Source organism: Tepidamorphus sp. 3E244, from assembly GCF_046159835.1.
GTDB lineage: Bacteria > Pseudomonadota > Alphaproteobacteria > Rhizobiales > Tepidamorphaceae > JACKJK01.
The window spans coordinates 1,182,717-1,208,316 of the sequence record NZ_JBJXCY010000001.1 but is presented as its reverse complement, the minus strand read 5'-3'; the positions used below and the strand labels follow the sequence as shown (position 1 = coordinate 1,208,316).

General features: G+C 64.4%; 23 protein-coding genes. 10 read left to right on the top strand and 13 right to left on the bottom strand.

The features are described 5' to 3' along the window. Positions 1-12: 12 nt before the first annotated feature. The 3 genes from glpX to ACKTEK_RS05705 form a co-directional block, all read right to left on the bottom strand. Positions 13-1,002, bottom strand: a complete 990-nt coding sequence (gene glpX / locus ACKTEK_RS05715; RefSeq protein ID WP_409164278.1) for a class II fructose-bisphosphatase — start codon at positions 1,000-1,002, stop codon at positions 13-15. Positions 1,003-1,046: 44 nt separating this feature from the next. Further along, on the bottom strand, positions 1,047-2,348 hold the full coding sequence (locus ACKTEK_RS05710) for a homoserine dehydrogenase (protein WP_409164277.1): 1,302 nt from the start codon (positions 2,346-2,348) through the stop codon (positions 1,047-1,049). A 131-nt stretch (positions 2,349-2,479) separates the two neighbouring features. Further along, positions 2,480-3,700 carry an LL-diaminopimelate aminotransferase gene (locus tag ACKTEK_RS05705; protein WP_409164276.1) on the bottom strand — a complete coding sequence of 407 codons (1,221 nt, stop codon included), beginning with the start codon at positions 3,698-3,700 and terminating at the stop codon, positions 2,480-2,482. 471 nt (positions 3,701-4,171) lie between these two features. On the opposite strand from ACKTEK_RS05705, the gene ACKTEK_RS05700 reads away from it, so the two are divergent. Continuing rightward, on the top strand, positions 4,172-5,983 hold the full coding sequence (locus tag ACKTEK_RS05700) for a PHA/PHB synthase family protein (RefSeq protein ID WP_409164275.1): 1,812 nt from the start codon (positions 4,172-4,174) through the stop codon (positions 5,981-5,983). A 33-nt stretch (positions 5,984-6,016) separates the two neighbouring features. On the opposite strand, the gene ACKTEK_RS05695 is transcribed toward ACKTEK_RS05700, so the two are convergent. The 6 genes from ACKTEK_RS05695 to ACKTEK_RS05670 form a co-directional block, all read right to left on the bottom strand. Then, a complete protein-coding gene (locus ACKTEK_RS05695; RefSeq protein WP_409164274.1) occupies positions 6,017-6,415 on the bottom strand; it encodes a VOC family protein in 399 nt (132 codons plus the stop codon). Between the two features lie 22 nt (positions 6,416-6,437). Beyond that, complete coding sequence (argC, locus tag ACKTEK_RS05690; RefSeq protein ID WP_409164273.1) at positions 6,438-7,493, bottom strand: N-acetyl-gamma-glutamyl-phosphate reductase; 1,056 nt, start codon at positions 7,491-7,493, stop codon at positions 6,438-6,440. Between the two features lie 111 nt (positions 7,494-7,604). Then, positions 7,605-8,759, bottom strand: coding sequence for a 6-phosphofructokinase (locus ACKTEK_RS05685; protein WP_409164272.1), 1,155 nt, complete (start codon positions 8,757-8,759; stop codon positions 7,605-7,607). A 237-nt stretch (positions 8,760-8,996) separates the two neighbouring features. After that, a complete protein-coding gene (gene rpsI / locus ACKTEK_RS05680) occupies positions 8,997-9,485 on the bottom strand; it encodes a 30S ribosomal protein S9 (protein WP_409164271.1) in 489 nt (162 codons plus the stop codon). Beyond that, positions 9,482-9,949, bottom strand: coding sequence for a 50S ribosomal protein L13 (gene rplM, locus ACKTEK_RS05675; protein WP_409164270.1), 468 nt, complete (start codon positions 9,947-9,949; stop codon positions 9,482-9,484). Before rplM ends, rpsI begins: the two co-directional genes overlap by 4 nt. 177 nt (positions 9,950-10,126) lie before the next feature. Then, positions 10,127-10,561, bottom strand: a complete 435-nt coding sequence (locus ACKTEK_RS05670) for a PaaI family thioesterase (RefSeq protein WP_409164269.1) — start codon at positions 10,559-10,561, stop codon at positions 10,127-10,129. A gap of 68 nt (positions 10,562-10,629) precedes the next feature. Between ACKTEK_RS05670 and ACKTEK_RS05665 the strand changes: the two genes are divergently transcribed. From ACKTEK_RS05665 to ACKTEK_RS05655, 3 genes are all read left to right on the top strand, one after another. Then, a complete protein-coding gene (locus tag ACKTEK_RS05665; RefSeq protein WP_409164268.1) occupies positions 10,630-11,463 on the top strand; it encodes an enoyl-CoA hydratase in 834 nt (277 codons plus the stop codon). Between the two features lie 6 nt (positions 11,464-11,469). Then, the gene (locus ACKTEK_RS05660) at positions 11,470-11,994 is read left to right on the top strand and encodes a CoA-binding protein (protein WP_409164267.1); all 525 of its coding nucleotides are present in this window, start codon (positions 11,470-11,472) and stop codon (positions 11,992-11,994) included. Between the two features lie 137 nt (positions 11,995-12,131). Continuing rightward, positions 12,132-13,418 (top strand): O-acetylhomoserine aminocarboxypropyltransferase, encoded by a 1,287-nt coding sequence (locus ACKTEK_RS05655; RefSeq protein ID WP_409164266.1) that lies wholly within the window; start codon positions 12,132-12,134, stop codon positions 13,416-13,418. 75 nt (positions 13,419-13,493) lie between these two features. On the opposite strand, the gene ACKTEK_RS05650 is transcribed toward ACKTEK_RS05655, so the two are convergent. Continuing rightward, the gene (locus ACKTEK_RS05650) at positions 13,494-14,210 is read right to left on the bottom strand and encodes a class I SAM-dependent methyltransferase (protein ID WP_409164891.1); all 717 of its coding nucleotides are present in this window, start codon (positions 14,208-14,210) and stop codon (positions 13,494-13,496) included. Beyond that, positions 14,207-15,310, bottom strand: coding sequence for a COX15/CtaA family protein (locus tag ACKTEK_RS05645; RefSeq protein WP_409164265.1), 1,104 nt, complete (start codon positions 15,308-15,310; stop codon positions 14,207-14,209). Before ACKTEK_RS05645 ends, ACKTEK_RS05650 begins: the two co-directional genes overlap by 4 nt. Positions 15,311-15,432: 122 nt before the next feature. Here ACKTEK_RS05645 and ACKTEK_RS05640 point away from each other — a divergent pair, with 122 nt between their 5' ends. Further along, positions 15,433-15,654: a DUF2842 domain-containing protein gene (locus tag ACKTEK_RS05640; RefSeq protein ID WP_409164264.1), complete on the top strand. Its 222-nt coding sequence runs from the start codon at positions 15,433-15,435 to the stop codon at positions 15,652-15,654. A 6-nt stretch (positions 15,655-15,660) separates the two neighbouring features. Here the strand turns inward: ACKTEK_RS05640 and ACKTEK_RS05635 are convergent, their stop codons facing one another. Next, positions 15,661-16,653 (bottom strand): polysaccharide deacetylase family protein, encoded by a 993-nt coding sequence (locus ACKTEK_RS05635; RefSeq protein WP_409164263.1) that lies wholly within the window; start codon positions 16,651-16,653, stop codon positions 15,661-15,663. A gap of 164 nt (positions 16,654-16,817) precedes the next feature. On the opposite strand from ACKTEK_RS05635, the gene ACKTEK_RS05630 reads away from it, so the two are divergent. After that, positions 16,818-18,086 carry a GNAT family N-acetyltransferase gene (locus ACKTEK_RS05630; protein WP_409164262.1) on the top strand — a complete coding sequence of 423 codons (1,269 nt, stop codon included), beginning with the start codon at positions 16,818-16,820 and terminating at the stop codon, positions 18,084-18,086. On the opposite strand, the gene ACKTEK_RS05625 is transcribed toward ACKTEK_RS05630, so the two are convergent. After that, entirely contained in the window at positions 18,087-20,771 is a 2,685-nt protein-coding gene (locus ACKTEK_RS05625; protein ID WP_409164261.1) for a Wzz/FepE/Etk N-terminal domain-containing protein, read from the bottom strand. A 145-nt stretch (positions 20,772-20,916) separates the two neighbouring features. Between ACKTEK_RS05625 and ACKTEK_RS05620 the strand changes: the two genes are divergently transcribed. From ACKTEK_RS05620 to ACKTEK_RS05605, 4 genes are all read left to right on the top strand, one after another. Beyond that, a complete protein-coding gene (locus tag ACKTEK_RS05620; RefSeq protein WP_409164260.1) occupies positions 20,917-21,492 on the top strand; it encodes a polysaccharide biosynthesis/export family protein in 576 nt (191 codons plus the stop codon). A 2-nt stretch (positions 21,493-21,494) separates the two neighbouring features. After that, positions 21,495-22,631, top strand: a complete 1,137-nt coding sequence (locus ACKTEK_RS05615; RefSeq protein WP_409164259.1) for a glycosyltransferase family 4 protein — start codon at positions 21,495-21,497, stop codon at positions 22,629-22,631. A gap of 114 nt (positions 22,632-22,745) precedes the next feature. After that, positions 22,746-24,293 carry an undecaprenyl-phosphate glucose phosphotransferase gene (locus tag ACKTEK_RS05610; RefSeq protein WP_409164258.1) on the top strand — a complete coding sequence of 516 codons (1,548 nt, stop codon included), beginning with the start codon at positions 22,746-22,748 and terminating at the stop codon, positions 24,291-24,293. Then, positions 24,290-25,558, top strand: coding sequence for an O-antigen ligase family protein (locus tag ACKTEK_RS05605; RefSeq protein ID WP_409164257.1), 1,269 nt, complete (start codon positions 24,290-24,292; stop codon positions 25,556-25,558). The genes ACKTEK_RS05610 and ACKTEK_RS05605 overlap by 4 nt, the downstream gene beginning before the upstream one ends. Positions 25,559-25,600: the final 42 nt, after the last annotated feature.

Here is a 25,600-nt window from a genome sequence, read left to right as displayed (position 1 = left end):
GGCCCGCCTCGATCAATGGAACTTGGCGAAGTGGCGGTGTTCGGCGCGGATCGTGCGAACGGTCTGCGTGGCCGACCGCATCACCAGCGTTTCGGTGTGGATAATCGACTTGCCGAAGCGAACGCCGTCGAGAAGGTTGCCGTCGGTCACGCCGGTCGCTGCGAACAGCACGTCACCCTTGGCCATGTCTTCCATTGAGTAGACGCGGTCGTGGTCCTTGATGCCCATGCGGGTGGCGCGTTCCTTCTTCTCGTCGGTGTCGAGGATCAGGCGGGCCTGCATCTGGCCACCGATGCAACGCAGGGCTGCTGCCGCGAGGACGCCTTCCGGCGCACCGCCGACACCCATGTAGATGTCGATGCCGGTCTCGTCGAAGTTGGTGGTGTGGATCACGCCGGCAATGTCGCCGTCACCGATGAGGCGGATGCTGGCGCCCATGCCGCGGATTTCCTCGATGATCTTGGCATGGCGCGGACGGTCCAGCACGCAGGCCGTGATCTCGTTGGCGGGAACACCCTTGGCCTTGGCGAGCTTCTCGATATTGGCCTTGGGCGACGCGTCGATATCGACGATGCCCGGCTCGTAGCCCGGTCCGACCGCGATCTTGTCCATGTAGACGTCGGGCGCGTTCAGCAGGCTGCCGGCCTCGGCGATGGCAATCACGGCAAGCGAGTTCGGCAGGTCCTTGGCGCAGATCGTCGTGCCTTCCAGCGGATCGAGCGCGATGTCGACCTTCGGGCCTGTGCCAAGACCGACCTTCTCGCCGATGAACAGCATCGGGGCCTCGTCACGCTCGCCCTCGCCGATGACGACGGTGCCGTCGATCGGCAGGCGGTTCAGCTCGCGGCGCATGGCATCCACGGCGGCTTGGTCGGCGGCGCGCTCGTCGCCGCGCCCGCGCTGGCGGGCGGCTGCGACGGCGGCGCGTTCGGTCACGCGGACGATTTCCAGCGTAAGGATGCGGTCGATGACCGCGCTCAGGGTCTCATCTTGGGTCGACATGGGTTTTCGGTCCCTCTTCCTGCTTGGGTGCCGGGCAGCGCCCGTCAGGCTCTCTCGATTCGGATCATTTGCGGCTGGCCCTCAATATGGCCGTCCGCCTCGATGCGCGACAACGCTTCGCGGATGTGCTGTTCCATCGTGTCGTGCGTGATGATGATGACCGGCAGCGGCGTCTGCGAGGCGCTTTCGCCGCGTCCGTGCTGGACGATGCTCTCCAGCGAGATGCCGGCCTCCGCCATCCGGGTGGCGATACCGGCGAATGCACCGGGCCGGTCGTGAACGTCGAGCCGCACGTAATACGGCCCGGCATGCATGCGGATCGTGGAGGAATTGGCAGGTGCCAGCTTGTCCGCCGGAATGGCGAAGACAGGCGAATGGCGTCCGCAGGCCACGTCCACGATATCGGAAATGACGGCAGAGGCCGTCGCATCGCCACCCGCGCCCGCACCGACCATGGTGATCTCGCCAAAGGCATCGCCATTGATGCCGACGGCGTTCAGTACGCCGGACACACGCGCCATCGGCGCGGTCTTGGGGATCATGGTCGGGGTGACGCGCAGTTCGATGCCCTGCTGGGTGCGGCGCGCGACGCCGAGCAGCTTGATGCGGTAGCCGAGTTCGTCGGCAGCCTTCAGGTCGGGCTGGGAGATCGACGAAATGCCTTCCAGGTAGACCGAGCCGATTTCCACTTCGCTGCCAAAGGCAATCGTGGCGAGAAGCGCCAGCTTGTGCGCTGAGTCGTGGCCGTCGATATCGGCGGTGGGGTCGGCTTCGGCATAGCCGAGGCGCTGCGCATCGGCGAGACAGGCTTCAAAGTCGAGCCCCTCGTCTTCCATGCGCGTCAGGATGTAGTTGCATGTGCCGTTGAGGATGCCGAAGACGCGCGATACGTCATTGGCGCTGGCGGCTTCGCGCACGGTCTTGATGACAGGGATACCGCCGGCGACCGCCGCTTCAAATCCGATGGAGACGCCGGCTGCTTCCGCCATTCGGGCAAGCGCGAGACCGGATTCGGCCAGCAGCGCCTTGTTGGCGGTGACGACCTGCTTGCCGGCATCGAGAGCGGCTTCCACCGAAGCGCGTGCCGGACCGTTGGACCCGCCGATCAGCTCGACGAAGACGTCGATCTCGTCGCTCTTGGCGAGGTCCACCGGATCGTCGAACCACGTCGCGCCGGACAGGTCCACGCCACGGTCGCGCGAGCGGTCGCGCGCGCTGACGCCGGAGATCTCGATCTCACGACCGGCGCGCAGCGCCAGGGCCTCGGCCTTGGCGGCAACGATCCGTGCCACGGACGCGCCGACGGTTCCCAGCCCCGCGATCCCGATGCGCAGCGGACGCGTCATGCGTGGTTACTCCCGAAATTCTTGCTGCCGGCCAGCGAATGACAACGCCAGCCCCAGGCCGACCATATGCCGGAGGTGAACTTGGATGGGGCCGTTCGAATGCGGGGCCGGAATATGGCCCCTGCGCGCCGTCAGGAAGCGGCCCCCTTTAGCGCGATGACGTTGTGCATCGTTTCCGGTGCGGAGGCAAGGAAACGCCGCAGATTTCGCGCTGCCTGGCGAATGCGCTGCTCGTTCTCCACAAGCGCGATGCGCACATAGCCATCGCCATGCTCGCCAAAGCCGATGCCGGGCGACACGGCAACGTCCGCCTTTTCGAGCAGCAGCTTGGTGAATTCAAGCGAGCCGAGGTCACGGAAGGCCTCCGGGACCGGTGCCCAGGCAAACATGCTGGCAGCCGGCGGCGGGACATCCCAGCCGGCGCGGCCGAAGCTCTCCACCAGCGCGTCACGACGCTCCTGGTAGATCTGGCGGGCTTCCGCGATGCAGTCGTCGGGACCGTTCAAGGCAGCGGCGGCACCGACCTGAACGGGCGTGAATGCGCCGTAGTCGAGGTAGGACTTCACCCGCGCCAGCGCGGCGATCAGCCGTTCGTTGCCGACCGCAAAGCCGATGCGGTAGCCCGGCATGGAGTAGGTCTTCGACAGCGAGGTGAACTCGACCGTCACGTCCATCGCGCCCGGCACTTGCAGAACGGAGGGCGGCGGGTTGCCGTCGAAATAGATTTCCGAATAGGCGAGATCCGACAGCAGGATGATGTCGTGCTTCTTCGCGAAGGCGACCGCGTCCCGGTAGAATTCGAGATCGGCGACGGCAGCCGTCGGGTTCGCCGGGTAGCACAGGATCATCGCGATCGGCTTCGGGATCGAATGGCGCACCGCGCGCTCGGCGGCGGCGAAGAATTCCGGCCCCGGCTCGGCGGGAACCGAGCGAATCGTTCCGCCCGCCATCAGGAAGCCGAAGGCGTGGATCGGGTAGCTCGGGTTGGGGCACAGCACCACATCGCCCGGCGCGGTGATCGCCTGCGCCATGTTAGCGAAGCCTTCCTTGGAGCCGAGAGTCGCGACGACCTGTGTATCCGGGTTGAGCTTCACGCCGAAGCGGCGCTCGTAATAGGCGGCTTGCGCGCGGCGAAGACCGGGAATGCCGCGCGAGGCCGAATACCGGTTGGTGCGCGGCTTGCCGATGGTCTCGATGACCTTTTCCTCGATGTGGCGCGGGGTCGGCAGATCCGGGTTGCCCATGCCGAGATCGATGATGTCGGCGCCGCGGGCGCGCGCGCCTGCCTTCAGCCGGTTGACCTCTTCGAACACGTATGGCGGCAACCGCTTGATGCGGTGAAATTCCTGCATGGTCTGCTCCGTGGCGGCGCTGTCCAGATCAGCGGCCTGTGATCGCCCTTCGGGTGCTGTTTTCGTGCGTTTCACGCAAGGTTTCAAGCTCTTCCAGCGCAGCTTCCTTTTCTTCCTGCGTCTTCACCGGGGCGTCGGGCCGCGGTGGAGGCTTTCGGAAGTCCGGCGCCGACCCCGGCGGCGACTGGCGCAGATCGCTCGGCAGGTCCGGGCGCAGCGGGGGTATGTCGCGGGCACCGGCGCAACCCGCCAGCACGAGGCAGGCGGTTGCTGCTGCGAGGAGCGAAATATTGCGCCGAACTGCCGTTGCACGGGGTCCCACGCCTTCACACATACATCACTCCAGTGTCACACTCGGTATTTACGCCGAGTTGGCCCTACGCCCGCATTGTGGCAGAAGAAAAGAAGAACAAGATCAAGAATACGTTGCGCAACGCAACATGGAAACGCTCAAGGACGCCGACGGACCGCATGGATACCGACCCGACACCGACCGTTCCCTACCAGATCAAGGATCCCGAAGCACTGGCGCAGAATCTCGCGCTGCTGACGGAGGAAACCGGCAAGGCCGTCGCCGCCATGCTGGGCCCGCGCGAGCGCGGCGAGGCAAAGATGCTGATGGCGGCGGAAACCGCCCAGGCATTGAAGACGCTCGCGCAGATCGCAGAGAAATGGAGCACCAACCCGGCGAAGATGGTCGAGGCGCAGTCCGCGCTCACCAGCCAGTACATGACGCTGTGGACCAACACGCTGCGCCGCTTCTCCGGTGAGGTTGTGAAGCCCACCGTCGAGCCGGAAGCCGGTGACCGCCGCTTCAAGGACCCTGAGTGGCAGAACCACCCGCTGTTCGACTTCATCAAGCAGGCCTACCTGATGACCTCGCGCTGGGCGGAGAACATCGTCGAAGCCACAGAGGGGCTGGACGAGCACACCCGCCACAAGGCGCAGTTCTACATCAAGCAGCTGTCGGCCGCGCTGGCACCCTCGAACTTCGTGTTCACCAACCCGGAAATCATGCGCGAGACGCTTGAGCACAACGGCGAGAACCTCGTCAACGGCATGCGGATGCTGGCCGAGGACATCGAGCGCGGCCACGGCGAGCTGAAGCTGCGCCAATCCGACCCGGGAGAGTTCGGGGTTGGCGTCAACCTCGCCATGACGCCGGGCAAGGTCGTCTTCCAGAACGACCTGATGCAGCTGATCCAGTACACGCCGACGACCAAAAAGGTGCTGAAGCGCCCGCTGCTGATCGTGCCGCCGTGGATCAACAAGTTCTACATTCTCGATCTCAACTCGGACAAATCCTTCATCCGCTGGGCGGTCGAGGAAGGACACACGGTCTTCGTCATCTCGTGGGTGAACCCGGATACCGAACTCGCGAAGAAATCCTTCGCCGACTACATCAAGGAAGGCCCGCTGACGGCGCTGGACGTCATCAAGGAGGCCACCGGCGAGAAGAAGGTCAACGCGGTCGGCTACTGCGTCGGCGGCACGTTGCTCGCGATCACGCTCGGATACATGGCCAAGATGGGCGACAAGCGCATCGAGACCGCGACGCTGCTCACGACGCAGGTCGACTTCACCTATGCCGGCGACCTGAAGGTCTTCGTCGACGAGGAACAGGTTGCGGCGGTGGAGGAAGAGATGCAGCGCACCGGCTACCTCGCCGGCAGCCGCATGGCGACCGCCTTCAACATGCTCCGCGCCAACGATCTCATCTGGCCGTATGTCGTCAGCAACTACCTGAAGGGCCGCAAGCCCTTCCCCTTCGACCTGCTCTACTGGAACTCCGATTCCACGCGGATGCCGGCGGCGAACCACTCGTTCTACCTGCGCAGTTGCTACCTCGAGAATCGGCTCTCCAAGGGAGAGATGGAAATCGAAGGCGTGAAGATCGACATGTCGAAGGTGAAGACGCCGATCTTCAACCTGGCGACGCGAGAAGACCACATCGCCCCGGCGAAATCGGTCTACGAGGGGTCCAAGTGCTTCGGCGGGCCGGTGGACTACGTGCTGGCCGGATCAGGCCACATCGCGGGCGTCGTCAATCCGCCGGCCAAGAAGAAGTACCAGTTCTGGACCGGCAAGAAGCCGTGGACCGACGGCACCGACTACGAGACCTGGCTCACCAAGGCCAAGGAGACCGAAGGCTCGTGGTGGCCCTACTGGCAGAAGTGGATCGAAGGCCACAACGACAAGACGGTGGATGCGCGCGAGCCCGGTGGCGGCAAGCTCAAGCCCATCGAGGACGCGCCGGGCGCCTATGTGAAGGTGCAGGCCTAAGAGCGATCGGACCGGCCCGCGGGCCAGCCAGGATCAGCCTTCGTCGAGTTCGTAGGAAATGAATTCCAGCAGCGAGCCGTCGGGATCGCGGAAATAGACGCTGGTGCCCTCGCCCTTCGAGCCGAAACGGCGGACGGGACCGAGTTCGATCTTGACGTCGCACGTTTCAAGATGCGCAACCGCGCCGCTGATCGGGCCTTCCCACTCGAAGCACAGGTCGGAGTTGCCCGGCATGACCGGCACACCGGCACGCGGGTGGCCGATCCCGTCCGGCCCGTGCAGGTTCAGCTGCGCATTGGCGAAGCGGTAGGCCCACTTGCCCTTTGGCACATCCACGACTTCCGCGCCGAGCACCTTTTCGTAGAACGCGTTGCAGGTCTCCCAGTCGGAGACGTGGACGACGCAATGATCGAACTTTACCGGCAGGCTCATTCCGTTCTCTCCATTTGCCCGATCAGGGGAACAGTGCCAGCTGTTGCAGGCCGGTCGTCTCGTCGAGACCGAACATCACATTCATGTTTTGGATCGCCTGCCCCGCCGACCCCTTCACGAGGTTGTCGAGCGTGGAAATGATAATCGCGCGGCCCGACGCGCGGTCGTCGAACACGTTGATGAGGCAGTGATTGGAGCCACGGATCATCTGCGTCGACGGCGCGACCGCCCCGTCCAGAACGTGGACGAAGGGCTCATCGTCATAGGCCTTCTTGAACGCGGCCTTGAGGTCGGCGGCCTTGTTGCCGCCTTCCAGCTTCACGTACATCGTCACCAGTTCGCCACGGCTCATGGGCGCAAGGTGCGGCGTGAAGGAGACAATGGTTTCCGTGCCGCTGGCAGCAGTGAGTTCCTGCTCGATCTCGGGCATGTGGCGATGCTTCGTCACGCCATAGGGCGAAAGCCCCTCGCCTGCCTCGCAGAACAGGGTGTTTTCCTTCAGGCTGCGGCCAGCACCGGACACGCCGGATTTCGCGTCGATGACGATGTCGGACATGGAGATCAGCCCGGCGCGCGCCACGGGCAACAGGCCCAGCAGCACGGCGGTCGGGTAGCAACCGGGACAGGCAACGAGCCGCGCAGCCGAAACGGCCTCGCGGTTGTGCTCGGTCAGGCCGTAGACGGCCTCGCCCTGCATGTCCATGGCGGTGTGCGGGCGGCCGTACCATTCCTCGTAGACGGCCGGGTCGCGCAGCCGGAAGTCCGCCGACATGTCGATGAACTTGACGTGCGGGTGCGCTTTCAGCACGTCGCGGGTGATGTCCTGCGTGGTGCCGTGCGGCAGGCCGCAGAACACGACATCGACCTGCGACCAGTCCGTGTCCTCCACGGTGGTAAGGTCCGGCAAGCCGGAGTAGCCCAGATGCGGATAGACCGCCGACATGGGCTTGCCCGCATGGGTGTTCGCGGTCAGCGCCGCGAGTTCCATGTTGGGGTGGGTCATGGCAAGGCGCACGGCGTCCGCTCCGGTATATCCGGATGCGCCAAGTACACCGACCTTGAGAATGGCATCGACCATGTGAATGTCTCCTTGCAGGCGGCGGGCATAGCAAATCCGCGCGCGCTGCGACAGGGCTAGTAACGTGGGGTTGGATTGCGCCGGGCGAAAGGCTCGGGCTTTGGCCGATCCCTAGCCGAGATAGATCGGCGTGCCCAGCAGGTCCGGCGTGCGTGGACGGTAGGCGTCCACGTCGTACATGCGCTCCACGTCGACGCGGCGCTCGCCCTGCATGGAAATATCCGCCGGCTTCGTCGTGTAGCAGCCCTTCTCGATGGCGACCATCAGCCCGGTCTTGCCCTCCTCGATGAGGCGCACCGTCTGGATGCCGTAGTTCTTGGGGATCAGCCGGTCCAGCGCATCGGGCGCGCCGGCGCGCAGCAGGTAGCCTAGGTTCTGCACCATGACGTTCACGCCGGTGCGCTCCTTCAGCCCCTCGCCCACGCGCTGGCCGATGCCGCCCAGCTTGCGATGGCCGTAGGCGTCCGCCGAACCGCTTTCGAGGATATCCTCGCCGGTGACACTCGCGCCTTCCGATACGACAGCAATGGCGTAGTTGGAGAGGCTCGCCTTGCGATCCTCAAGCATCAGGTCCGACAGACGGTCGAGGCTGAACGGAACTTCGGCAATCAGGGTGCGGTCGGTGTCGGCGAGATAGCCCGCCATCAGCGAGGTCAGGCCGCAGTTGCGCCCGAACATCTCGACCACGAGAAACCGCTCGTGGCTGCCGACTGGGGTGCGCAACTGGCCGATCAGTTCCACCGAGCGCGTGACGCAGGTCGAGAAGCCTATGCAGTACTCGGTGCCGAAGACATCGTTGTCCATGGTCTTGGGAATGCACATGGTCTTCGCGCCTTCCTGGTGCAGGCGCGATGCATAGGACAGCGTGTCGTCGCCGCCGATGGCGACAAGCACGTCGATCTTGAGGGCATCCAGCACCGACAGGACGTGATCGGTGATGTCGACCTTATCGTCCGGGTTGGCCCCTGCCCTGTGAGACAGGAAGTCCGGCAGGTCCTTGCCCGCAATGCGCGATGGGTTGGTGCGCGAGGTGTGCAGCATGGTGCCGCCGGTGCGGTCGATGCCGCGCACGTTGTCCGGCGTCAGTTCGATGCGGGCCTTGGCGGTCGCCTCAAGGTTCGCCGGGTCGGAATTCACCGGGCCGGCCCAGCCGCGCCGGAAGCCGGTCACGCGCCATCCGCGCGCGTGGGCCTGCTCGACGACGGCCTTGATCGCCGGATTGAGACCGGGGACATCGCCCCCGCCGGTGAGAATTCCAAGATGCATCGAACCTGCTCCCTTTCGTCGTGCGCGAGGCGCGCGAGGCAAATCATAGCCAGTGGCGATGAAAAGCCTCAACCGCAGGCGCGCCCATATCTTGGGCATCTAGGGTCGCAGGGTGGTGAATTCACCGGGCATCTGACCGAACAGCCGGCATAACGGGCGGAAAGCAGTGTTGCCGGCAAAGAAAAGGGCCACGGAAATTCCGCGGCCCTGATCCGATCTGGCGTGAAGCGCGAAAGATTAGCGCTTGGAGAACTGGAAGCTGCGGCGGGCCTTGGCGCGGCCGTACTTCTTGCGCTCGACGACGCGCGGGTCGCGGGTCAGGAAGCCGCCCTTCTTGAGGACGCCGCGAAGCTCCGGCTCGAAATAGGTGAGCGCCTTCGACACACCGTGCCGCACCGCGCCGGCCTGGCCGGACAGGCCGCCACCGGTGACCGTGCAGTTGATGTCGTACTGGCCGGTGCGCTGTGCGACTTCCAGCGGCTGCTGGAGCAGCATGCGCAGCACCGGACGGCCGAAATACTCGTCATACGGCTTGCCGTTGATGATGATGCGGCCGCCGCCCGGCTTGATCCAGACGCGGGCGATGGCGTCCTTGCGCTTGCCGGTCGCGTAGGCGCGGCCCTGGGCGTCAAGCTTCTGTTCGTGCACCGGGGCCGATTCCACGACGGGCGTCTCGCCCATCGCGCCACCCAGCTCTTCGAGCGAGTTGATGGATTCCTCGGTCATGCCTGCCTCACGTTCTTGGAGTTCATGGAGGCGACGTCGAGCGTCACGGGCTGCTGCGCCTCGTGCGGGTGCTCGGTGCCTGCATAGATTTTCAGGTTCTTCATCTGGCGGCGCGAGAGCGGGCCACCCGGCATCATGCGCTCGACGGCCTTTTCGAGGATGCGCTCGGGGAAGCGGCCAGTGATGATGTCGCTGGCGCGGGCTTCCTTGATGCCGCCGGGATGACCGGTGTGACGGTAGTAGACCTTCTTCAGCAGCTTGTTGCCGGTGAAAGCCACCTTGTCGGCATTGATGACGATGATGTTGTCGCCGCAGTCGACGTGCGGGGTGAAGGTCGGGAGGTGCTTGCCGCGCAGACGCTTGGCGATCAGCGACGCCAGGCGACCCACGACGAGGTTCTCACCGTCGATCAGCACCCACTTCTTCTCGACTTCGGCGGGCTTCACCGAAATGGTCGTTTTCATGGATTTGCTCTTTCTTACTCGGGATGCACCGCGCAAACGAACGTGAGACGCGCGCGGCGCGCAATTCGAAGCCGGTTATCTACAGACGCGCAGGATCGGCGTCAACCGATTAAAACCGCCGCTACCTTTGAAAACTTCAAATAAATCAAACACTTGAATTTGCGGTGTTATTTTACCTCAACCCCTTGGCGGGATCGAATAGGTCCCCACCACGTGGGCAACCACGTCATCGCTGCCTTCGGAACGCATGGAAACCTCGGCGACCGCCAGCCGCTTGCCGAGTTTCAGCAGCGTGCAGTCGGCCATCAGGTCCTTCTGCTCAGGCTTGCGAAGGAAGTTGATGGAGAAGTTCGTCGTCACCGCGAGCGCGACGGGCCCGAGCTGCGCGAGTATCGCGATGTACATGGCGTAGTCCGCTATGCTCATCATTGCCGGGCCGGAGATCGTGCCGCCAGGGCGCAGGTGCCGGTCGTGGTAGAACAGGCGCACCGTCGCGCCCATGGGGCGAATGCCCTCGATGGCAAAGCTGCGTCCGCCGTGGTGGACCTGCGGAAACTCCGTGTCGATGAAAGTTTCCAGCTCTTCCACGGTCATCTTCAGTTCGTTGCTCATGGCGAAACGCTCTTGCCTTGGTTATGGTCGGGACCGGATTTGACACGGAAAGCGGTCCGGTTCCACCCATGAGCATGCACGAGAGCCATTCAGAGAACGCCCGGCAGGACGACAGCGCACCCGTCGCGGTTCGCAACGACGGCGCCGTGCGCATCCTCACGCTCAATCGCCCGCAATCGCGCAACACGCTGAGCGTCGAGACGATGGACGCGCTTCAAACGCAGCTCGACCGGATCGAGCGCGAGAGCGAGGTACGCTGCGCCGTCATCCGCGCCGAGGGCAACGGGTTCTGCGCCGGGCACGACCTCAAGGAGATGCAGGCCCACCGCAACGATGCGGACAAGGGCAAGGCGTTCTTCACCGATCTCTTCCAGCAATGCACGCGGCTGATGGGCGCGGTGCGCAAATGCCGCGTGCCGGTGATCGCCGAGGTCCAGGGCATCGCGACGGCGGCCGGGTGCCAACTGGTGGCGACCTGCGACATGGCGGTTGCCAGCGAGCGGGCGCGCTTCGGCGTCAACGGCATCGATGTCGGGTTCTTCTGCTCCACGCCGTCCGTTGCGCTGTCGCGCAATGTCGACCGCAAGCTCGCGATGGAACTCCTGCTGACGGGCCGGATGATGAGCGCGGAGGAAGCGAAGTCCGCCGGTCTCGTCAATCACGTCGCGCCGCACGAGCAACTGGCGGGCATGACGCTGTCGATGGCGCACACAGTCGCGGAAAAATCCTCCGCCGTCGCCAGCCTTGGCAAAAAAGTGTTCTACGAGCAGGTTCAGATGCCGCTCGACGACGCCTACGAGCTTGCCATGCAGACCATGGTCGACAACCTGTTGATGGAAGACTCGGTTGAAGGCTTCACCGCCTTCATCGAGAAGCGCAAGCCGGAATGGCAGGATCGCTGAGCCCGCATGAACCACGATTCCTACAATGACGCCTACGTGCGCCAGATCCTCGACGACGTTCGCACGATCGCGATGGTCGGCGCGAGCGCCAAGAACATCCGGCCGAGCTACTTTGTCCTGAAATACCTGATCGACAAGGGCTACAAGGTCTTCCCGATCAATCCGGGCCTCGCGGGCCAAGAAATCCTCGGGCAGACGGTCTACGCCTCGCTTGCCGACGTTCCAGCGCCGATCGACATGGTCGACGTGTTCCGCAATTCCGACGCCGCGGCTGGGGTGATCGACGAGTCGCTCGCCCTCGAACCGTTGCCGAAGGTGATCTGGCTGCAGCTTGGCGTGCGCAACGACGAGGCCGCCGCCAAGGCAGAAGCGGCCGGCATTCGCGTCATCCAGAACCGCTGTCCCAAGATCGAGTATGGTCGCCTTTCCGGCGAGATCGGCTGGGTCGGCGTCAACTCGCGCACCATCTCGGCCAAGCGGCCCAAACTTGCCGCGCGCGGGTTCCAGCACCGGACCCTTGAGCGCAAATAGTGCCGCGCCGATTTGTAATTTCGCATCACATGCGCTGAGTCTATGTGCATTGCAGGGGCATTGCGCCGCGATTGCGCACTGCCATATGAGTTCTGCGCCCTGCCCCAACGGCAGCGGCGGCTGATAGGGAGCAAGTCATGAGCGACAACAACGCGCCGGGTTTCTCGACCCTGGCAATCCACGCCGGCGCCCAGCCCGACCCGTCCACGGGTGCGCGCGCCACGCCGATCTACCAGACGACGTCCTTCGTGTTCGACGACGTCGACCACGCCGCATCGCTCTTCGGCCTGCAGGCTTTCGGCAACATCTACACGCGCATCGGCAACCCGACCTGCGCGGTGCTGGAAGAGCGCGTCGCGACGCTGGAAGGCGGCACGGCGGCGCTGGCTGTGGCCTCGGGCCATGCAGCCGAGCATCTCGTGTTTCACACGCTGCTGGAGCCAGGTGACGAATTCATCGCCGCCCGGCAGCTCTACGGCGGATCGATCAACCAGTTCGGCGAGGCCTACAAGAAGTTCGGCTGGAACGTGAAGTGGGCCGATATCAACGACATCTCGACGTTCAAGAATGCCGTGAGCGACAAGACCAAGGCGATCTTCGTCGAATCAATCGCAAATCCCGGCGGCGCGATCACAGACATCGCGGCCATCGCCGAGATCGCCAAGGAAGCCAAGGTGCCGCTCATCGTCGACAACACCATGGCAACGCCGTACCTGTGCAAGCCGTTCGAGCATGGCGCGGACATCATCGTGCATTCGGCAACCAAGTTCCTCGGCGGCCACGGCAACTCCATCGGCGGCCTCATCGTCGACGGCGGCACCTTCGACTGGTCGGAAGACGGCAAATACCCGTCCCTGTCTCAGCCGTGCGCGTCTTATTCCGGCATGGTGCTGCACGAGACGTTCGGGAACTTCGCCTTCGCGATTGCCTGCCGCGTGCTGGGCTTGCGCGATCTGGGCCCGGCGCTCTCCCCGTTCAACGCCTTCATGATCCTGACCGGCATCGAGACGCTGCCTCTGCGCATGCAGAAGCACTCCGACAATGCGCTCGCCGTCGCGAAATACCTCAAGGGCCACGACAAGGTGGAATGGGTCTCCTATGCGGGGCTGGACGGCGACAAGTTCAAGGATGCCGCGTCCAAGTACTGCCCGAAAGGCGCTGGCGCAGTCTTCACGTTCGGCCTGAAGGGCGGCTACGACGCGGGCGTCGCGCTGGTGTCGAATGTCGAGATGTTCTCGCACCTCGCCAATATCGGCGACACGCGCAGCCTCATCATTCACCCGGCCTCGACCACGCACCGCCAGCTCTCCGACGAGCAGAAGACGACGGCAGGCGCAGGGCCTGAAGTCGTGCGGCTTTCGGTCGGTATCGAGGACCTGGACGACATCATCGCCGACCTCGAACAGGCACTCGACCGCATCTGATCGAAACGGTCTCACTAAACACGCAAAAGGGCGGCTCTCGGGCCGCCCTTTTTTGTTTTGGCAAGTGCGGTTGCCTCAGCTGCCCGTCTGCGCGCGCCGCGCAAGCCATGCGCCCCAGAACAGGCTGGCAAAGAACCGGACCGGCGTTTCAAAGCCCGCATCCTCCAGCAAAGCGAAGACAGCATCTTCCGATTGAGGCGGTTCCGCGCCCTGCAGGATCTTGCTCATCTTTGCCTGCACTTCGTCGGGGTCCGCGCCGTGCATCTTCCAGCGGTTCGCCCAGGCCGCCATCAACAGCGGCTGTGACGCGTAAGGCCTGTAGTTGCCAGCCACCACGAAAGGCGCGCCCGGCTTCAATCGCCGCGCGACCTCCCCGAGCAGATCGCGCTTGGCTTTGTCGCCCGGCACGTGGTGCAGGACGCCGATCATGATCGCCGCGTCGAACGGTCGGGATGGATCGATGTCTGAAACAGACCCGGAAACGGTCTCCACCCGGTCCAGCAAGCCAGCCTGATGCAGGGTTTCCGATGCGAGGTCCAGCATGGGCGCGGACGGGTCGACTGCGACGAACGACCAGTTCGGCTCGAGCCGTGAGGCGCAGATGATCTCGCCCGCAGTACCACCCGCGCCAACCACCAGCACCTGCGCATTCCGTCCTTCTCCGAGGGCGGCGGACAGCATGCAGGCCGCCAGTTCGTGGCAGGCGTCGTATCCGGCCAGACCGATGCGGCTTTGCTGCGCGTATTCCCCGGCCCGGGACTGATCGAACTTGGCCGACGAATCCTGCGTCACGATTGCGATGGGGCCGGCTGCCACTGCCTCGCCTTGTGCAGCGCGTCGGCGTGCACCACCGCGATACCGAACAGGATGATGGCGACAAGCTGGTGGGCGAGCGCGATGTCGAGCGGCACGCCGTAGAGCAGTGCCGAGATGCCGAGCAGCACCTGCACGAAAGTTACCGCCAGCATCAGCGATGCGCGGTTGCGTGTCTCGGCGTTCTCCGCGTTGCGCCAGCAAATCACCGCGTAGGCCACCATGAGCGCCGTCACCAGGTAGGCGAACATGCGGTGGTTGAACTGCACGGTGGTGACGTTTTCGAAGAAGTTCAGCCAGAACGGCGACATGGTTCCGAGCCCGTTGGGCACGAAACGCCCGTCCATCAGCGGCCACGTCGGATAGGTCAAGCCCGCATCCAGCCCCGCGACGAGTGCGCCGAGCAATATCTGCAGGAAGATGATCGGCGCGAGCCACTTGCCGAGCCAGCTCACGCTGCCGTACTCAGCCACGGGCAATCGCGACGGGGCGACCTGCAATGACAGCCACAGGAGATAACCGAAGATGAGGACCGCCATGCCGAGATGGGCTGCGAGACGGTACTGGCTGACGTCCGTGCGCACCGACAGGCCGCTGGAGACCATCCACCAGCCGATCGCGCCCTGAATGCCGCCAAGCACGAATGCGCCAAACGTCAGCGCTACCATGCGGCGCGTCAGCCAGCCGCGCAGGAGGAAGATCACGAAGGGCACGAGGAACAGCACGCCGACGAGGCGGCCAAGAAAGCGATGGCCCCACTCCCACCAGTAGATCGACTTGAATTCCGACAGGCTCATGCCTTTGTTGATCTGTTGGTATTCCGGGATCTGGCGGTACTTCTCGAATTCCTCCAGCCAATGCGCCTCGCTCAGCGGAGGGATCGCGCCGGTCACCGGCTTCCATTCGGTTATGGAGAGGCCCGAATCCGTCAGCCGCGTGGCGCCGCCGACCATGACCATTGCAACAACCGCGACGGCCAGCGCGAGCAGCCAGATGCGCACCCAGGTCACCGCGCGCGGCGGAATGTCGGCCTGGACGGCTGCGGGCATCACGTTCGCATCTTGCGTCTGCACGGTCATTTTCGACCCCGGTATCTTGAATCCTGAGGATGGGCGGGTAACTACGGCCATGACCGAACACAGGCAAGAGCCGGATCGCGCCGAGCGCGCCTTTGCCGCAGCCAGCACATGGAGCGAGTGAGATGGACGATCAGGCCAAACCCGCACGACCGCAGTTGCGCACGCTGATCGGCGTGCTGGGAATCGTCGTCTACCTGACGGTCTATTGCCTGCTCATCATGGCGCTGGTCGCAACGTGGATGGTCGACAAGCCGATCTGGCTGCAGACGACCTTCTACGCGATTGCAGGTGTTTCGTGGTTGCCGCCGACGCGCTGGATACTGGGCTGGATGGCGCGCCGCTGAGTCGCTTCAGGCGATGTTGAGCTTGCGGCCCTTGTTGAAGGCGAGCGACGGCACGCCGGACAGAAACCCGTCGAGATAGCGTTTCGCCTGGAATTCACCGTTCAGCGAGATGCGCGGCAGCGCGTACATGTGGTCGAGGTGCTCGGTAAACAGCACGCCGGGCCGCGTGGTGACGGCCGTCTCGAACCCGCATTCACGGGCTATCTCGAACTCGCGCTGGGACGCAGACCCCGGATCGCCATAGGGGTATGCGAAGTGCTTGGGGCGCTCGGGCAAATAGCTTTCGAGGATATCTGCGGAATTGAGCATCTCGGCGCGGGCGCGGTCGGCGTCGATGCGAGCCAGCGCGAAATGTTTCACCGTGTGCGCGCCAATGGTGCAGAGGCTGTCGCGCGCCAGCACGGACACTTCGTCCCAGCTCATCGCCATGCGCCGCACCATGCTGGCCATGTCGATATCGTGGAGCATGGCTAGATCGCGGATGAACGAGCGCTGGTCGTCCTGCGACTGCGAGCGCAGCCACCAGTAGATCGCCTCGTAGGTCTTGTACTTTTCGTCGGGGGTTTCGCAGGGAAAGCCCATCGGCGTGCCGTTCAGCTTCAACTCCAGGTGCGCCCGGCTGGCAACGACGATCTCCAGCACACGCCACCAAAGCTCCGCCGTCCCGTCCGGCATCGAGGTCGCCACGTAGACCGTGAACGGGCAGTCCAGTTCCTTCAGGACCGGGTATGCAATCTCGAGGTTGTCGCGGTAACCGTCGTCGAAGGTCAGCACGCAGAAGCGCCCGGATTTCGGGTCCTTCAGCCGCTCGGCGACCTCCCCCAGGTGAACGATATCGTAGCCGCGCGCCCGGATGCGCAGGATCGCCTTGCGCAGGAAGTCCGGTGAAATCTCCAGAAGCCGGTTCGGCTGGAATGCATCGCCGGAGGGATGCACGACATGATGCAGCGTGAAGATGACGCCGCGCCCCGCCGTCATTGACGACAGGAGGCCGGGCATCCCCGTGGCTGCGAGGGCCGTAAGGCCGCTCTTAATCATGTTGGTACGAAAGCGCCGCATTTGATCTAGCTGATAACCCATTCGTGATTTCCATTGGGTAAACCAGATACATGCGGCTGAATTCCGGTCGCAACAGGGGGTCTTAAGTCTTCGTGATGTGGCAAATGCAGCAATCGGAACAATTCGGCGCGTGTCCTGCGGACGACTGCGCGCGCGTTGCCGATGAGGCAAAGGCGTCGAACCGCTTTCCCGTCACCGTGCAGGTGAAGACCAGCGCGGGCACTTGGGCGCTCAGCGTGCATGACAGCTTCGAAAGTGCCGCCGCCGTCTGGGACGAGCTGTCCGCAGCCGATCCCGCCATGACGCCCTATCAGCACCCGCGGTTCCTCAAGGCCTGGTACACGCTGCTGGGCAAGCACGAAGGCATTCAGCTTCGCATCGTCAGTGCGCGCACTGAAGCCGGCGATGCCGCTTTCGTGTGGCCACTGGGCCTTTGCAACTGTTTCGCGATGCCGAGCCTCGGCTGGCTCGGCGGCAAGCATGCCAATTACGCCATGGGCGTTCATTCGCGCAGCGCCGCCGATCTGCTCAAGCCGAAGGACTGGCGCGCCCTGATGGATGCCGCCGGTCGTGCCTCGGGCGCCGATGTCGCCGTCCTGCACAACCAGCCGGAACGCTTCAACGGATTCGTCAATCCGCTCATTGCTCTGCGCACGACGTCGTCTGCCAGCCCGTGCCACACGGTTCGACTGCAGGATGACAGCGAAGCGCTGCTGCAACGGCTTCGCGGCCGGTTTTCGCGCAAGAAGATGCGCAAGAAACTGCGCAAGCTGGAAAACGAGCACGGCGAGGTTCGCCTCGTGCGCGCTCTCAACCCGGAGGACTGCGCGCAGGCCCTTGCCGCGCTGCGCAGCCACAAGCACCAGCTTGATATCTATCGCCCCGACCGGCTGCTGTTTTCGCGCCAGGACGTGATCGACTTCCTGTCGCAGGCCGCCCTGACGGATCCGTCCGACGGGGACAACGGTATCGAAATCTTCACGCTGCGCGCCGGCGACGAGATCGCCGCGACCTTCGGCTGCGCCGTTGGCAATGGCCGCGCGGCGGGCATGTTCATCTCGGTCGATGCCGCGCGCTTTGCGCATTCATCGCCCGGTGAAATCCTCATTTCCAAGTTGCTGGAGCACTATATCGAGCGCGGTCTAGACGCGATCGACTTCGGCGTCGGCGCAGGCGAGTACAAGCGCCGCTGGTGCCACGACGACGAACCGCTGTTCGACAGTGTCCAGGCGTTCACCGTACGCGGACAGGTCCTTGCCGGCCCGCTTCAGCGCGGCATTCTGGGTCTGAAGAACGTCATCAAGCGCTCGCCGAAGCTGACACAGGCCATACAGCGGATGCAGACGCGGTTCGCGTCCGGCCAGGCTGCCTGATCAGGCGACGCTGTCCTCGAAATCGCTGGTCGCTTCGCCGCGTTCGGGTTCCGGCTCGACGATGTCGACGGTTGCGTCCGTCACGTCGGCCAGCATCTGCGCGAATTCCTCTGCCAGTTCACCGGGAACGGACGGCGGACTGACGACAGCCACCTCGTCGGCAAACGGCACCAGCGTTGCGGAATAGACGGCGGGTGCGGCAACGACCACCAGGTCATAGGCCTTGGCGAGCGCATCCAGCGTCATGCGGGCGGTGTGCCCCTCGATGTCCGGCGCGGCTTCGGAACTGCCTGCGCCGATCACGTGAAGAGAACTGGCGGGATCGCGGAACATCACGTCGGCCAGGTCGGCACGGCCTTCGATCACGTCGTAATAGCCGGGACCGCTTGCCCGGCGAAGCTTGTCTGCGCCGGATGGATTGCCCTCGCTCGTATCGATGACGATGACCCGCTGGCCCTTCGCCGCGGTCTGGCGCGCATGGATCAAGGCGGTTGCGAAAGGCACCGACTGGTCGCCAATCGAGGTGATGACCATGATGGTGGCGCGCAGGCCCGGTTGCGGCTCTGCGGCAGCCTCCACGGCCTCCACGTCCACATCATCCATGTTCACGTCGTCGCGCAGAACGCTGATGGCGATTTCGGATGCGCGCTCGGTTTCGGCGTCGTCTTGCGTTGCCGGCTGCTCGGGTTCGGCGGCGCCTTGCGCCTCGGCGACCTGCGCTTCGACCACTTTGGCTTTCTCAACCTGCTCAGCGGCCAGCGCGGCCTCGGCATCTGCGTCTTCGGCGTCAGCCTGCGGCACGGCAACGGCAGCCGCAGTCTCGATGGCGGCGGACGGCACAGTCACAACAGGTTCCTTGCGCATCGGTTCCTGCGTCTCGCCATCAGTCGCAGCGCCAGCCGTCAGAAGCGAGGCGGCACGGCGCATGGCGGCGGCAATCGGCCCCCTGCCCTTCTTGGCTTCGGGTTCCGGCTGGCTCTCTGGCTCGACCTTCGGTTCGTCGGCGATGGCGTCGTCGGGTTCGCTCGCGTTGACCGGCTCTTCGCGCGGTGCGGCAACCGGGGTCGCAACTGCGACGGCAACGGGAGCCTCCGAAACCGGTTCCGGCTGCACCTGTGGCGCGGGCGGCTCGACCTCATCGAAGGAAGGCACGGCATCCACAGACGGCGAGGTGGTGCGCGGCGCGGGAGCAGCGTCAGCGACAACCGGTTCGCGGCGCGTTATTTCGGCGTAATAGTAGTCCTCGTTGCGCGCAGCAGGCGCCATGGAATAGGCCGAGGCCAGTTCCAGCGTGATGACGAGGCCGGCGGACACGACGAAGGCGGCGATGGTCGCCAGCAGCGGGATGCCGGTCTTTGAGGGGAAATACGGCTTCAGAGGCACGGTGGCGCGTGAAATGATGCGGGCATAGGCTGGCGCGAATTCGTTGTCGGACCGCGCTGCCGCCTCGCGGTAGCGTGTCAGGTAGGCGGCCAGCAGTTCACGCTGCGCCTTGGCTTCACGCTCCAGCGCGCGCAATTCCACTTCGCTGGCATTGTCGACGGCGACGTCGGATTTCAGTCCCTCGATGCTGGATTCGATCTGCATCTCGCGGGCTGCCGCGACCGCGGCATCGTTCTCGAGGCCCGCGACGATCTTCTCGACTTCAACCTCGATCTGGCGGTCGAGATTGCGAAGCTGAGCGTTCAGTTCCTTCATGCGCGGATGCGCGGGCAGCAGCGTGGACGACAGTTCCGCGATCTGGGAGGCACGGCGGACGCGCTCTTCCTGCAGGCGCTGGATCAGCACCGAACCTGATACTTCACGCGCCTGGACCGCCTGTCCGTTGTCCATCAGCTGACGGATCATGCGTGCACGTGCCTGCGCGTCGGAGCGCTGGGCGCGCGCCTGCGTCAACTGCGTGGACAGTTCCGAAAGCTGGCGTCCCTGCAGCGACATGGCCGGCGTCGACTCGTCGCGGCTGTCGCCTGACGCGAAAAGTCCCTTTTCGGCGCGGTAAGTTTCAACGGCCCGCTCGGCCCCTTCAACACGGGTGCGCAGGTCTGTGATCTGGGTTTCGAGCCAACTGCGGGCGTCGGTGGTTGCCTGCGCGGTGCTTTCGCGCTGCACCGTGAGATAGGCCTGCGCGACCGCGTTGGCGGCGTCGGCTGCGAGTTCATCGTCGCGCGACCAGAACATGACGGAAATGACGCGGGTGTCGTTCACCGCGTAGACCGACAGGTGCTTGAAATACTCGCGCAGCACCGCCTTGCGCTCGTCATCCTTGTTGCTGCCGCCGCCAAGGATCGAGCTGATGATGGACATGATGCCGGCGGGGCGCAGCGCGGGGTTGAACTCGGCGCGCTCATCCAGGTTGAGTTGGTCGATGACGATGTTGGCGACGTCGATGGAGCGCACGACCTGCACCTGGCTCGCTACCGCTTCCCTGTCGACGGAGGGCTGCTGGTTCTGGCCGGAGGATTGCGGCCGGGTGAACGAGGTTTCCTGCGGCTCGACGATGATGGTCGTATCCGCCCGGTAGGCCGGCGGCGTGACGAGAACGAACGCGACTGCCGCGCAGAACGCCAGCAGCGTGGGCAGGATGACCCACGACTTGCGCCGTCCCAACGCGCCGAAAATCCCGTGAACGGTCACCTCGCCGCCGGGCCGGCTGCCTGCCGCCGGGGGCTGTGTGTTCACATCCATGTCGCCGAACCTCTCACGTGTACATTCGACAGTGAGAAAAGCCCGATTATGGTTTCGAACGCGTTAACCCTGCGCCCGGGTCAGCTTTTCTTAACCACGATCGCTTAGAAATTGGCAATGAGTTCGGGTGTCCGGGGATTTTTTCATGCGTATCGTATCCGGTCGAGTGTTGTTGCGTCTGGCGTTACTTGCAGCGGTTTTTGCCGTTGCCGGTTGCACGGCCAAGCCGGCTGTCGACCACAGGTTTGTGCAGGCTTTCAGCGAGCCGTACCGGCTGGATGCCGGTGACAGGCTTCGTGTCATCGTCTTCGGCCAGGAAAACCTCACCAACAGCTACACGGTGGACGACAGCGGCGCGATGGCGATGCCGCTCGTGGGCAGCGTGCGTGCCCGTGGCCGCACGGCAAAACAGATCGAGGGCGAGATCACCAGCCGGCTGGCGGCGCGCTACCTGCGCGATCCCAACGTCTCGGTGGAGGTGGAACGCTACCGCCCCTTCTTCGTGCTCGGTGAAGTCAACGAGGCCGGCCAGTTCGCCTACGTCTCAAATCTCACCGTGGAGACGGCGGTTGCCGTGGCCGGCGGGTTCTCGCCCCGCGCCAAAAAGGACTTCGTCATCCTCACCCGCAACATCGACGGGGTGCTGATGAGCGAATTCGTGCCGCTCAATTTTCCGATCCTCCCCGGTGACACCGTCGAAGTGAAAGAGCGCTGGTTCTGAGCATGACGAACGACCTGCCCGGGACGCTGCGCATCGTCCATTGCTTTCGCGCGCCTGTTGGCGGCCTGTTCCGCCACGTGGTCGACCTTGCCGGCGAGCAGGCGGACCTCGGCCATGAAGTCGGCATCGTCTGCGATTCCACAACCGGCGGCCAACTGGGCGAAGACATGCTGGATGCGCTCAAGCCGAAGCTGAAACTCGGCATCACGCGCTTCCCGATTTCCCGCATGCCGGGCCTCGGCGACCTGTCTGCCGCCATGCGGGTGCGCGCGGTCATGCGCGAAATTCAACCGGATGTGGTCCACGGACACGGCGCGAAGGGCGGCATGTATGCGCGCATGTGGCCGTTGCCGTCGCGCACCGGCACGGCGACGAGCGCCTACACGCCCCACGGCGGCAGCCTCAACTACAAGCCCGGCTCGATGCAGAACCGCGTCTACATGGGCCTTGAAGGCTGGCTCGCGCAGCGCACCGGCGTGCTGCTGTTTGAAAGCGCTTACGGGCTGGACGTGTTCCGGGACCGATGCGGCGAGCCGCCCTGCCTTGCCAAGGTGGTGCATAACGGCGTGCGCGACAGCGATTTCGAGCCGATCCCGCTTGACGAGGACGCGACCGACTTCCTGCATCTTGGCGAACTGCGCGAGGCGAAGGGTCTCGACGTGCTCGTCGATTCCTTCCTGCGGCTCGCCGATCGCGGTGTCAGCCCCACGCTCACGCTGGTCGGCAGCGGGCCGGATGAGGCAGCCCTGCGCGCGCAAGCCGCGCCGCTGGGTGAGCAGATCCGCTTCGTGCCCGCCGAACCCGCCAAGCGCGCCTTTGCGCGCGGGCGCAACGTCGTCATGTCGTCGCGCAAGGAATCCCTGCCCTACGTGGCGCTGGAAGCTGCGGCGCTGGCCCGCCCGCTGATCGCGACCAATGTCGGCGGCATGACGGAGATCTTCGCGGACCTGACGGACCGGCTGGTGCCGGCTGACGACCCGGAAGCCCTCGCCGAAGCCATTGCGCGGTGCTTCAAGTGCTCGGCCAAGGCGCAGGCCGACGCGGATGCCCTGAAGACCCGCATCGCGGAGCATTTCACCGTCCACGCCATGACCGAATCCATCCTGTCGGGCTACCGCGAAGGGGCTGCAAGGGCCTGAATTAACGCTACGTTCAACGCGTCGGTTAAACGCTTGTTGAGCCGATCCTGCTAAGCCTCATCCGTTCAAAACGGAATTCAACGCGGTCAGATGAAACCGTGAAATGGCAGGACCATGAGCGACAGCGACAATATCTCCCGGCAAATCCTCATGTCATCGGTCGCCGATACCGGTTCCGCCGGGTCCCGCCGCCGGCTGCGCGACAAGGTCGAACTCAGCCCCGTCGTGCAGCGCATAGCGGAAGCGGCGTCCAGCAAGCGCTTCTCGCCGATCCTGCTCATCGGCGCGGTTCGCGCCATCGAGATCTTCGCAATCCTCGTGACGGCCGCGCTGTCCTTCGCGTTCTACCTGCACAGCGCCGATGTCGCGGTCACGACCTACCTGACGGCGGTAAGCGTCGGCACGGCAATTGCTGCCGTTTCGCTGCAACTCGTGCGCATCTACTCCATTCCCGCGTTCCGCGCCTTCATGAGCAGCACCGCGCGGATCGTGATTGTCTGGATTTCCACCTTCGCGCTGCTCACGGCCATCGCCTTCGTATTCAAGATCGGTGACGACTATTCGCGCGGCTGGGTCATGCTGTGGTTCGGCATGGGCCTTGGCGCGCTCATCGGCATCCGCGCGCTGCTGGTGCCGGTCGTGCGCCACATCTCGGACCAGCACGGGCTGGACCGCCGCGCCATCATCGTGGGTGGCGGCGAGCGCGGCGCGCAGCTGATCGAGGCGCTGGAGACATCCAAGGAGAGCGACATCGAGATTTGCGGCATTTTCGATGACCGCAACGACGATCGTTCGCCCGCCAAGGTCGCCGGTTACCCCAAGCTCGGCACGGTGGATGAACTGGTCGAGTTCTGCCGCCACGCGGCCATCGACATCCTCATCGTGACGCTGCCGCTGACGGCGGAAAGCCGCGTGCTGGATATTCTCAAGAAGCTGTGGGTGCTGCCGGTCGATATCCGCCTGTCGGCGCACACAAATGCTCTTCGTTTCCGCCCACGCTCGTATTCGTATGTCGGCACGGTGCCGATGCTCGACGTCTTCGACAAGCCACTCGCGGACTGGGACGCTGCCGTCAAGAACGTGTTCGACCGGGTCGTCGCCGCGCTGATCCTGATCGCCGCATCCCCCGTCATGCTGGCCGTCGCGGCTGCGGTGAAGCTTGAAAGCAAGGGGCCGGTGTTCTTCAAGCAGAAGCGCTACGGCTTCAACAACGAGCTGATCGAGGTCTACAAGTTCCGCTCCATGTACACCGACCGCTGCGATGCCAACGCGGTGAAGCTGGTGACCAAGGACGATCCGCGCGTCACCCGCGTCGGCAAGTTCATCCGCAAGACGAGCCTCGATGAGCTGCCGCAGCTGTTCAACGTGCTGCGCGGCGAGCTTTCGCTCGTCGGCCCGCGCCCGCATGCGGTGCAGGCGAAGGCGGCCGAGCGCCTCTACGATGACGTGGTCGACGGCTATTTCGCCCGCCACAAGGTGAAGCCCGGTATCACCGGCTGGGCGCAGGTCAATGGCTGGCGCGGCGAGACGGACACGCAGGAGAAGATCCAGCGGCGCGTCGAGCACGACCTCTACTACATCGAGAACTGGTCGATCTGGTTCGACATCTACATCCTCGCCATGACGCCGGTCTCGCTGATGGATACGCGGAGCGCCTATTGACCGCGATTGCCCACGAGCAACCCGATGTGATGCGCGGCCTGCGATTTCTCGCAGGCCGCGTTTTGCCCCTGGTGCTGTGGGTCACGATTGCCTGCGGGGCCCTGGCTTTCATCGAGCCCTCCCCGTACGAGTTCGCGTTCCTCGTCCTGACACTGGTTGTCGCGGTGCGCGGCATGGCGGTGCCACGCGCGATCCTCGTGCCGCTGATCTTCCTGACGGTTTTCAACCTCGGCGGTCTGATCTCGCTCAGCACGACGGAGCCGGAATTCGAGGCGCAGAAATTCGTCGCGGTTTCGGCTTATCTGGGGCTGACGACGATCATCGCCGCACTCGTCGTGGCGGAAGACCCGCGCAGGATGAACGTTGTCGCCACGGCCTATATCGCGGCGGCCCTGCTGACGGCGGTGGCGGGGATCCTCGGCTATTTCGACGTGGCGGGCCTCGGCGATCTCTTCAGCCAGAACGCGCGTGCACGCGGGACCTTCAAGGACCCGAACGTGATGGCGCCGTTCCTCGTCATGCCGGCGCTCCTGCTGGCACACGGCATCCTGCGCGGGTCGCTGCCGAAAGTGATCTTCTGCGCCGGCCTGCTCGCGCCGATCCTCATCGCGATCCTGCTGTCCTTCTCGCGCGGCGCCTGGGGGCACACGCTTGTCTCGTTTGCGCTATTCGGCTGGCTGCTGTTCGTCACCAGCCCGAGCCAAGGCGCGCGCGTTCGCATCCTGCTGTCGGCGGTCGGGGCCATCGTGGCCGCGGCGCTGGTGCTGGGCGCGCTTTTGAGCGTGCCGAAGGTCGCCGAGCTGTTCGAAGTGCGCGCCAAGCTCGTCCAGAACTATGACGGCGGCGCGATGGGCCGCTTCGGCAAGTTGACCGTCGCCATCCCCGAACTCACCAGCCGGCCCAACGGCTTCGGCCCGCTGCAGTTTCGCGACTATTTCCGCGAAGAGCCGCACAACGTCTACGTCAACGCCTTCGCGTCCTACGGCTGGCTCGGCGGTTTTGCCTATCTGGGCTTCGTCGCCACAACGCTGGCCGCAGGCCTGATGACCGCGCTGCGCCGCTCGCCCTACCAGCATTACGCGATTGCCGCCTTCGCGACGTTCAGCGTGCTTTGCATGGAAGGCTTCGTGATCGACACCGACCACTGGCGGCACTTCTACCTTCTCGCAGCCCTCATCTGGGGCCTGTTTGCCGCGGCTCGCTCAGCAATCGGGCCTGCATCGTTAAGCTTACCAGAAGCTAAACGCGCCAATTCCTTGCGTTGAGGGCCGAGTTGGATTTGTTTTGTCGTGCAACTGGCATCTCGA